The sequence below is a fragment of the Paraburkholderia sediminicola genome, from assembly GCF_046027825.1.
Lineage (GTDB): Bacteria > Pseudomonadota > Gammaproteobacteria > Burkholderiales > Burkholderiaceae > Paraburkholderia > Paraburkholderia sediminicola_D.
Genome location: NZ_JAQQDU010000188.1, coordinates 1 through 5,742 on the forward strand (window position 1 = coordinate 1; position 5,742 = coordinate 5,742).

At 58.3% G+C, this 5,742-nt stretch carries 6 protein-coding genes and 1 pseudogene; 4 read left to right on the forward strand and 3 right to left on the reverse strand.

What is annotated here, in order from left to right:
* Nucleotides 1–331: 331 nt before the first annotated feature.
* Nucleotides 332–937: a TetR/AcrR family transcriptional regulator gene (locus PQQ96_RS41450; RefSeq protein WP_408303121.1), complete on the reverse strand. Its 606-nt coding sequence runs from the start codon at nucleotides 935–937 to the stop codon at nucleotides 332–334.
* A 128-nt stretch (nucleotides 938–1,065) separates the two neighbouring features.
* Here PQQ96_RS41450 and PQQ96_RS41455 point away from each other — a divergent pair, with 128 nt between their 5' ends.
* Together PQQ96_RS41455 and PQQ96_RS41460 are read left to right on the forward strand one after the other, a co-directional pair.
* A complete protein-coding gene (locus PQQ96_RS41455) occupies nucleotides 1,066–1,989 on the forward strand; it encodes an NAD-dependent epimerase/dehydratase family protein (protein WP_408303123.1) in 924 nt (307 codons plus the stop codon).
* Nucleotides 1,990–1,991: 2 nt separating this feature from the next.
* Nucleotides 1,992–2,336, forward strand: coding sequence for a DoxX family protein (locus tag PQQ96_RS41460; protein WP_408303125.1), 345 nt, complete (start codon nucleotides 1,992–1,994; stop codon nucleotides 2,334–2,336).
* 84 nt (nucleotides 2,337–2,420) lie between these two features.
* Here the strand turns inward: PQQ96_RS41460 and PQQ96_RS41465 are convergent, their stop codons facing one another.
* The gene (locus tag PQQ96_RS41465; protein WP_408303127.1) at nucleotides 2,421–2,840 is read right to left on the reverse strand and encodes a winged helix-turn-helix transcriptional regulator; all 420 of its coding nucleotides are present in this window, start codon (nucleotides 2,838–2,840) and stop codon (nucleotides 2,421–2,423) included.
* Between the two features lie 105 nt (nucleotides 2,841–2,945).
* Here PQQ96_RS41465 and PQQ96_RS41470 point away from each other — a divergent pair, with 105 nt between their 5' ends.
* Together PQQ96_RS41470 and PQQ96_RS41475 are read left to right on the forward strand one after the other, a co-directional pair.
* Complete coding sequence (locus PQQ96_RS41470; RefSeq protein ID WP_408303129.1) at nucleotides 2,946–3,830, forward strand: SDR family oxidoreductase; 885 nt, start codon at nucleotides 2,946–2,948, stop codon at nucleotides 3,828–3,830.
* Nucleotides 3,831–3,999: 169 nt separating this feature from the next.
* Entirely contained in the window at nucleotides 4,000–4,665 is a 666-nt protein-coding gene (locus PQQ96_RS41475) for an O-methyltransferase (RefSeq protein WP_408303131.1), read from the forward strand.
* A 118-nt stretch (nucleotides 4,666–4,783) separates the two neighbouring features.
* On the opposite strand, the pseudogene PQQ96_RS41480 reads toward PQQ96_RS41475, so the two are convergent.
* Nucleotides 4,784–5,742, reverse strand: a pseudogene (locus PQQ96_RS41480) (hypothetical protein); the annotation flags it as partial.

Genomic DNA, 5,742 nt, shown 5'->3' on the forward strand with positions numbered 1-5,742 from the left:
CTAAGCGGCCGCGCTTGTCGAGGTTTGGGCCTCTGCGCCGAGCGGCTGCCACAGACAAGCACAGTCGCGCCGTGTGCGCGTGCCGGCAGCAGGATCGCCGCAAGTGCGTCGATCGAGCAGAAAACGCTACAGATGCAGACATCGTCGCCGCGGCGATGCTGACAGAATAGAAGTCCGAACTATATGCGAACGTCGTGCGCGAGCGGTATCGCGTTCACAGGCAAACCGCTTCGAACTACATCTGCGATCGCCTGGCGTGTCTGGAATGAATGATCGGCGGCGACTTGTCAGTGTATTCACAGGTACAAACTTAATGCCGCGGCGAGACGCATTAGCGAAGTGCAGCCGCTACCGCCTCGTCAATCTGCAGCGCAAAGCGCGCATCAACATCAGGCACCGTGTAGCCAAGTGTCAGTTCCAGATGCGCGTCGCCTAGCGCAACCTGAACGAATGTCGCTGCCCGCATTGCAGCCGTCGATTCGTCAAATCGCTTTCGCAGAATTGTTGCGGCGAAGGCACGCACGACCTTTGCACCATTTTCGTAAAACACCTGGCCGAGTTCAGGAAAACGTGCGGCCTCTGCAACGATGGCCCGGTAAAGCGCCAGACTATCCGGCGTAATAAGGCTTCGTGCCATCACCCATCCCAACTCGTGCAACTCGACTTCGGGTGCGCGATCGGATTGCTCGCCTTGAGCGCTCGCAAGCAGCGCGCCCACCTGAGCGCACATCGCGCTCACCAGACCAACGAAGAGCGCCTCCTTCGACTTGAAGTGGCGGTAGACCGTCTGTTTGCCGACGCCGGCGGCCGAGGCGACATCGTCCATCGTTGCCAGGCCGAAACCCTCGCGTAAGAAAACGGTTTTCGCGCCGTCGAGGATTGCAGACCGCTTGCGGCATTGGAGCGGGCTCAGGCCGGAGAGAGAGGAAGTGTCCATGCGAGATAAATAACAGATCGTCGAGTAGTTGACAAGACTGGGCAGTCTCGTTTAGATTGGTCAAAACGAGACTGATGGGTCTCGTTTGTATGACTATTCAACGTCGCAGCCAATCATTGGAGAACGTTTTGAAACTGTTCATTACAGGTGGTACTGGCTTCATCGGGCAAGCGGTCGCGCGCAAGGCAATCAGCCTCGGCCATCAGGTAACGGCGCTGGTGCGCCAGGACAGTTCGGCGGCCGCCAGCGCGCTGGCACGTCTCGGTGTGACACTGCATTCCGGCGATCTGCGCGAGCCACAGTCTTTCGCTGCGGCTGCCGGTGCCGCTGATGGCGTGGTGCACGCCGCGTCGACCAACGATGCTTCGACTGCTGCTGCTGATGAGGCCGCGGTTGTAGCGATGCTTTCGCATTTGCATCAGGGCGCGGCGTTTGTCTATACGTCGGGCACCTGGGTCTACGGCAATACGGAGGGGGAGCCCGCGACCGAAGCATCGGCGCTGAACCCGACACCGCTTATCGCCTGGCGGCCTGTAGTGGAGCAACAGGTGCAGGCGCTGGCAGCAAGCCGCTCGATTGCCGCAGTGATCCTCAGACCGGCGATGGTGCACGGCTACGGCGGCGGCGTTTTCGGCATGCTTGCCGGCATGGCCCGTCAGAGCGGCATCGTGCGGGTCGTCGGCGATGGTCGCAACCACTGGCCTGCCGTTCACGTCGACGATCTCGCCACGGCTTACCTGAGCGCGGTGGAGCGGGCGGCAAGCGGGGACGGGCGAGTCGCGGGACAGATCTTCAACGTGGTCGCGGAAGATGCCGTTGCGGTTGCCGAAATGGGTGAGGCGATCAGGGCCTCGGTTGGTGCCGATCGCGTCGACCTTTGGCCGCTCGACGATGCTCGCCAATCGTTTGGACCGTTCGCTGACGCACTGGCGCTCGACCAGACAATAAGCGGCCAGCATGCCCGGCGAGTTCTTGCGTGGAAACCCCATGGCCCCGGCCTGATTGCGGACCTCTCCGTACAAAAGCACTTTCAGCAAATCAACGGAGCATGACCATGGCGTGGAACAGTGCATCTTTCGAATCGATTCTTGCGATGATCGTAGCGGTTCTGTTCGCGGTTGCCGGGGTGGTCAATCTCGCGGGACTCGGCGCGGTGAAGCGCGACTTCGCGCGCTGGGGTTACCCGGCATGGTTTCATTTGCTCTGTGGCGCTCTTGAGTTGTTGTCTGCGGCACTTCTTTTTGGACAACAAACCAGAGTCCTGGGCCTAACGCTGGCCGGCGCGATCCTGGTCGCCGTGCTCTTCACGTTGCTACGAAACCGGGAGTCGTTCCGGCATCTCGCCCCTGCGCTGATCTTCTCGGCTCTTGTTGTCGCTACTGTGGCGCTGCGTGGTTGAGGCTTGCACGCCACGAGGCGAGTGAGCCCGGGACGCTAACAGACCGCGCGGGCAACCCGTGCTGCAGGTACTTGAAATACGCACTTACGCAGATTCCTTCTCACCATCAAAGTGCAGGCGAGCCGCTGTGACCGAGGCATGGTTCTCGTCGGCCCACTGAATCAAGACGTTCAACGCCTCAAACATCGAACGACCGAGGTCGGTCAGGCTGTATTCGACGCCCGGTGGCTTCGTAGGAAAGACTTCACGATGTACGTAGCCGTCGCGTTGTAACTCATGAAGTGTCTGCGTAAGCATTCGCTGCGAGATGTCCGGTACCAAGCGGCGAAGCTCACCGAACCGATGTGGGTGCTCGGCCAGCGCCATCATCAGCAACGAACTCCACCGCCCGCTGATGACATCAATGACGTCGCGCACCGGGCAATTCGTAAGTGCGCCGTATTTTATTCGGGCCTCGTCCAGCCTGGTTTTGAGAACGCTAGTCAACGCCTTGGTGGTTCCCATTTGGTAACTATCTCCTGAAAAACTGCCTTCTTTACGGAAGAGCGCAGACACCTGATTATCAAGGCGCTCTCAAAACGAGAGTAGCACTCAGAATGAGGCCAGTCCATGAGCGACACCATTTTCGTCACCGGTGCATCCGGTCAACTCGGTCAGCTCGTTATCAAGCATCTGCTTGCGCGAGGTGTGACGCACAACCGTATCATTGCCGGTACGCGTAGCCCCGAAAAGCTGGCTGGCTTTGCGGCAGCGGGCATTGAGGTTCGCAAGGCGGACTTCGACGACCCGGAACGCCTGACCGAAACTTTCGAGGGCGTCGGTACTGTCCTCATCATTTCAACAGATGCCCTGGATGGGGCCGACAGACGATTGAAGCAGCATCGCAATGCGGTATTGTCAGCCGCCGCGGCAGGTGTCAAGCGACTCGCCTATACGTCGATGCCCAATCCGGCCAGTTCGCTTCTGGGTTTCGCACCGGATCATTTGGAAACTGAGCGGAGCATCAAGGCCACCGGTTTGCCGCACGTGATTTTCCGAAACGGTTGGTATCACGAGAATCTGCTCAGATCGCTCCCTAGTGCGCTGACAAGCGGGCAGTGGCATTCGGCGACTGAAGGTGGAAGAACGTCGTACGTTGGACGGGAGGAGATCGCTGAAGCGATTGCTGCGGCGCTGGCTACGTCAACCTTCGATAGCCGGACCTACACGCTCACAGGCACTGAGGCGCTGTCCAACGAAGAAATCGCTGACCTCGCCCGCCGTGCTACAGGCAGGGCTCTTGCCGTCGTCCATGTGACTGACGAGCAATTCGTCACGGGGCTGAAAGCGGCTGGTGCTCCTGACGTATTTATTTCTCTGTTGGTGTCAATTGAGGCAGAGGTTCGGGCCGGCAATCTTTCTATCGTCACGGACCATCTCGAATCGCTCATCGGCCGCACGCCGAAGCGGCTTGCGGACTATCTGGAAGAGGCTAGGGCCAGCTATATAGCTTGAGGATATTTCCGCCCTTTGTCAGGAAAGGCTCGGGCGGCCGTCATGCCTGTTCTCCGTGACATGACGGAAGCTGCTACGGCGAATAGTTGTGCGCAGTTTGCGGGCATTGCCTGCATCATCGACAATCGCAAGGGATTTCTTCAAATAACATCTGCCGGGAGTGTTAAAGATGCAGTCTGCATGGACTCGTGTTGATGAATACATTGTCGATCGGCTTGTGCCTTCTGATTCTGCTTTGAAGAATGTCCTTTCCGCGAACACCGCTGCGAATCTGCCGCCGCATGATGTCGCGCCCAACCAAGGGAAACTGCTGCATATCTTCGCGCGCATGATTAGCGCGCGTCGCGTGCTCGAAATCGGGACCCTCGGTGGATATAGCACCATCTGGCTCGCTCGTGCATTGCCTGAGGGCGGCAAAGTCGTCACGCTTGAGGCAGATGCAGCACACGCCAAGGTGGCGCGATCAAATATCGAAATGGCCGGGCTTGCCGGCGTCGTGGAACTGCATGTTGCTCCGGCACTGGACAGTCTCGCAAAGCTTTCTGCTGAAGACCCCTTTGATCTCATTTTTATTGACGCGGACAAACAGAATAATCCTGCATATCTTGGATGGGCACTCAGGCTGTCGCATTCCGGGACGGTCATCATCGGCGACAATGTCGTACGAGACGGAGCTATTACTGATCCTGACAGCATGGACCCTCGGGTGCAGGGTGTTCGCCGCTTCTTCGATATGATCGCCGATGAACCTCGCCTGACCGCCACTGCTCTGCAAACGGTTGGTAGCAAAGGGTGGGACGGCTTCACGATTGCGATCGTGAACGACCAATTCTGAGAAATTCTCGGCATCGAGCTTTCTGCCGAGTAGATCGCTTTGTAGACCGGCAGTGGGTGTTCGATTTCAAAGGTGAATTGTGGCTAAAGAGTCCCTTGAACCTGCAATATACGGCCGATTATGGAACGTAGACTACCCTGTCATCCACAGCGTAGAGTTTGCACCCCTGCAACCCTCGGTCGCGGCAGTGCTTCAGTGCTCTTTCGGCTGCGTCAGGCGGCTCGGCTTGGGACTTTGGAGTTCCCCACGTCGCATTCGCTTGTCCGCTGTCGGAAACAGCAAAGGCGCGAGGGTAGGGTTTGTCGATCCATGCGACATAGAGCTCCCGGACATGCTGGTCGCGTGTCGGAATGGCCGACACGTCCCTCAAGGCAGCGAAATTACTCGCGGGATAGCGCGTCATCGACGTGTCGACGTCGTGTTCTAGCACAGCCATGGGCGCGTCACTCGGAGCAGATCCCTTGGCAGATAAGCCCAACGCTTGAGCAGCGGCAACAGCAGCACCCAAAGTCTTGCCCATGGCACTGCCGCAATTTTGCGCAGAGTTCGCGGAATCGAATACTGATCCAGGGCCAGCTCGCCCTTGCGCTCGCGCCCGATACACGGTCCGGAAATTGAATCGAGTGCTTGTCATCTGGGCTGGCCCCTGCGCCTCGGAGGTCGTCACGGATGTCGAAACCTCCGCTGCGTCGAGTTGCCATACGGCATTCACAGGTATTCCGTTACGCGTGGTGAGTGAAACCGTGTGCAATCGTAAAACGTAGTTTGGATGCATCTCGTTTAGTGCCTTCGCCTCCGGGTTCTCAAGCTGCATCGGATCGATTGCGATCACACGCACCGGCACTCCGGAAACACTCTCTTGTAGCGCTGACCCCATGGCGTCCAAAAAGACCCTTCCCCCTGGTCCGAACGGTGGATTATCAAAAACGGCGCCGTTTATCACAATGAGGACGCTCTTCGCCGGCACCGATGTACGCTCTGCACTTGTTTGCTCCAGTAACTGCGGCGAGGTTGCGCAGCCCGTAAGCACGACGGTGAACACGAGGGCTACGACCCGAAACAATTTCTTCATTGTAA

What these genes read in the sequence shown, in the direction of transcription:
- PQQ96_RS41450 (WP_408303121.1), bottom strand. Translation starts at nt 937, where the DNA reads ATGGACACTTCCTCTCTCTCCGGCCTGAGCCCGCTCCAATGCCGCAAG.
- PQQ96_RS41460 (WP_408303125.1), top strand. Translation starts at nt 1,992, where the DNA reads ATGGCGTGGAACAGTGCATCTTTCGAATCGATTCTTGCGATGATCGTA.
- PQQ96_RS41465 (WP_408303127.1), bottom strand. Translation starts at nt 2,840, where the DNA reads ATGGGAACCACCAAGGCGTTGACTAGCGTTCTCAAAACCAGGCTGGAC.
- PQQ96_RS41470 (WP_408303129.1), top strand. Translation starts at nt 2,946, where the DNA reads ATGAGCGACACCATTTTCGTCACCGGTGCATCCGGTCAACTCGGTCAG.
- PQQ96_RS41475 (WP_408303131.1), top strand. Translation starts at nt 4,000, where the DNA reads ATGCAGTCTGCATGGACTCGTGTTGATGAATACATTGTCGATCGGCTT.